The following is a 3,364-nucleotide window of genomic DNA, read 5'->3' as shown; positions in this document are numbered from 1 at the left end:
GTGCTTTTGAATAAAATAAGCTGAGGTTAGGTCACAGGCTGGAAGCCTGTGCCACAGTGCTTTTGAATAAAATAAGCTGAGGTTAGGTCACAGGCTGGAAGCCTGTGCCACAGTGCTTTTGAATAAAATAAGCTGACCACTGACCACTGACCACTGACTACTGACTACTGACCACTGACCACTGACCGCTTACTGGTATTGAAAATTTTCTGCATAATCCTTGGTAGTTCGCCCGATAAGTCTATAGATACTTAGAAATCGGCGTTGCTGAATTAAGGAATGAATGCGGGATCATCTGGTTTTGGTCAAGCCCCCTAAATCCCCCGAGCGAGGGATTGCTCGCTCGGGGGACTTTGAGAGTTTTGTTCCCCCCAAAATTGGGGGGTTAGGGGGGCAAAACCATACCCATAATCAGCAACGCCTAGAAATCAGCTATTAGCACGCTGAATGCTTACCTTGTAACCTTTATAATCGGGTGTTAATCGATGTCACAGAAAAACAATACCGTTACTGGTGATCAGCCGAAACAAATTATTTCTCAGACTTACCGCTATCAGTCCGAATACTACCATAGCCGTCACCCATTAACCAATCGTCAAAGGCCAACCATTAACCGTCAAGGCTCAACCATTAACCGTCACCCAATCTCCGTAAACCGTGAAGAGCAAACCATTAACCGTCAGCCATTTATAGGTGATCCTAATGTGTTTTGGTTTTCAGAAATGGGCAGTGAGTGGAGTGGGACGATTAGAGAGGCGTGCTGGGAAACAATAAAAGAACCGATTGAAGAACAGGAGGATTTGTCTGAGGATAAGAAAGGCGTTTCTACAATTATATCAGCTTTGGCTTTATTGGGGATGATTGCTCTGGCTCTTATTTAAATAATTCCTAAAAATTCTAATTGTTACCGTTACGGGATTTTCTCATCTTCTCTAGAAGAGCACTAACATCTTTATATTCCTGAGCGATGATATCATCTTCCGGAAGATTTTCGATGTCGAAGTTCTGAACTAGCCTTTGCTGAATTTCCTCCAACTTTTCAATTCCCTTACGAACTCCTGGGTCTCCGCTTCGAGCTAATACGTCTTGAGCATATCTACGGGTTAGTTCACTAAATAGCTCCTCAAATTCTTTGTTTCCTTGATAGTTATTTTTATTTTTATCAAATAGATCGAGTGCTTGTTTTAATTTTTCAGCATCTCCATTTTGATTAAATTGATTAATTGCCGATAAACCTTTAAATTCAAGTTCCGTCCATTCATTTTTTGTAATTATAGGTCTATGTCTATGTGTATCTGGAATAATTATCAATCCAATGACGATAGCATGTAGGATCGCAATACCCGATATAGCTCCGATAATCCGTTTTAATCTATCAGTTATAATTGGTATTGGAGGCTCTAGTAATTTTAGCCAGTCTGAGATTGACTTAGGTCGTTTATATGGATTGAATTGCATTCCTTTGAGAATTACTATTCTCAAGTTTTTGTTATTGACGAATTTTTTTATATCTTGTTTTTGAGGGTCTTTTCTAGATTTTATGAATTCAGTTATCCTCTCTCTGCTACTAACTGGTTGGCCTCCGGTTAACAGGAAATATAAGGTGGCGGATAAGGCATAGATATCAACTCGTGGGCCTGCTCTAAAGCGGCGTAGTTGTTGCTCGGGTGGAGCATAATATTCAGACCATTGTTGTGTTAGCTCTATTGTCCGGTCGGGAACAAATTCCCGGGCGATCCCAAAATCAATCAGGACTGCTTCTTCGGTTCCATGTCTCACCATAATATTACGATGGTTGACATCTCTATGAATCAAATTAACCTCATGCATTGCTTCGAGGGCATTGGCAACTTGCCGAATATATTTGATGGCTTGTTCTTCTGGAATTCCATTCCCTGGTTTAGTGAGTTTCTGTAGGGTCTCTCCCTCGATATATTCCATCACCAGGCAAGGACGGTTTATGGTATTGTCATAGAAGTACTCTATGAATTTAACAATATGGTTATGATTAAATTGGTTTAGTCGCTGCGCTTCATCTTGAAATTTTTCTTCTCTGTTAGTTTGTTCATTATCGTTTAATTGATCTTTTCCAATTTTTATCGCAACAATCTCTTCCTGACCATCGGGTAAGTGACGAGTAGCTTGGTAAGTCGTTCCAAAGCCCCCCGTTCCTAATTCACCTTGGATGGTATAGTCGCCGTCTTTCAGAGAATCTCCTGGTTCTAAGCTTGTCATTGGGTGATTTTTATTTAATTAATTGCTTTAGCTAATCTTCTAGCTTAGTGGATGATTAGCGGATTCTAACTTTACGATAGCCAGTTATTCGGTATAAGTTCTAAACTTGTCGTCAATGCCCTAATTGTTACCGTTACGGGATTTTCTCATCTTCTTCAGAAGAGCACTAACATCTTTATATTCCTGAGCGATGATATCATCTTCCGGTAAACTTTATATGTCAAAGTTATCCTCCAGCCTTTGCTGAATTTCCTCCAGCTTTTTAATTCCCTTACCAACTCCTGGATCTCCGCTTCGAGCTAATACGTCTTGAGCATATCTACGGGTTAGTTCACTAAATAGTTCTTCAAAGTCTTTGTTTCCTTTATAGTTGTTTTTATTTTGCTCAAATAGCTTGAGTACTTCTTTGAAGTTGTCTACATCTCCGTTTTGTTTAAGTTTATAAATTGCCGAGAAACCTTTATCTTCAAGTTGTGGCCATTCCGTGCTACTTGGGGGATCATTAATAGGTTGCTTAGGCTGATTAGATGGATTAAATATCAATGGAATAGCAACAGCACCTAATAACACCAAAACGCCTATAACTCCAATCACCCATCTCGAAATACCAGTTCGATCCATTTCTTGTGAAGGCTCTAGTAATTTTAGCCACTCTGAGATTGTCTTAGGTCTTCGCTTTGGATTTAATTCCATCCCTTTGAGAATTGCTCTTCTCAAAATTTTGTTGGTGACAAATTTTTCGGTATCTTCTTTTTGAGGGTCTTTTATATAATATATTTTGAATATATTGGGTTGATTTTCCCGGTCTTTGCTGCTAACTGGTTTTTGTCCAGTTAACAAAAAATAGAAAGTAGCCGATAGGGCATAGATATCAACTCCTGGGCTTGCTCTAAGGCGGGCTTGTTGTTGCTCGGGTGGAGCATAATATTGAGACCATTGTTGTGTTAGCTCTATTGTCCGGTCGGGAACAAATTCCCGGGCGATCCCAAAATCAATCAGTATTGCTTCTTCGGTTCCATGTCTCACCATAATATTACGATGGTTGACATCTCTATGAATCAAATTAACCTCATGCATTGCTTCGAGGGCATTGGCAACTTGCCGAATATATTTGATGGCTTGTTCTTCT

At 39.8% G+C, this 3,364-nt stretch carries 3 protein-coding genes; 1 reads left to right on the top strand and 2 read right to left on the bottom strand.

Annotated features, from left to right (window positions below; all coding sequences use genetic code 11):
- Positions 1-485 precede the first annotated feature (485 nt).
- The gene (locus F6K51_RS15830) at positions 486-881 is read left to right on the top strand and encodes a hypothetical protein (protein ID WP_293021678.1); all 396 of its coding nucleotides are present in this window, start codon (positions 486-488) and stop codon (positions 879-881) included.
- A gap of 16 nt (positions 882-897) precedes the next feature.
- On the opposite strand, the gene F6K51_RS15825 is transcribed toward F6K51_RS15830, so the two are convergent.
- The gene (locus tag F6K51_RS15825) at positions 898-2,235 is read right to left on the bottom strand and encodes a serine/threonine-protein kinase (RefSeq protein ID WP_293021677.1); all 1,338 of its coding nucleotides are present in this window, start codon (positions 2,233-2,235) and stop codon (positions 898-900) included.
- A gap of 213 nt (positions 2,236-2,448) precedes the next feature.
- The coding region (locus F6K51_RS15820) for a protein kinase (protein WP_293021676.1) at positions 2,449-3,364 on the bottom strand (916 nt) is incomplete at its 5' end.

The organism is Moorena sp. SIO3I8, assembly GCF_010692325.1.
Classification (GTDB): Bacteria; Cyanobacteriota; Cyanobacteriia; order Cyanobacteriales; family Coleofasciculaceae; genus Moorena.
The sequence above is the reverse complement of the archived record's forward strand: the minus strand, read 5'-3'. Positions and strand labels throughout refer to the sequence as shown.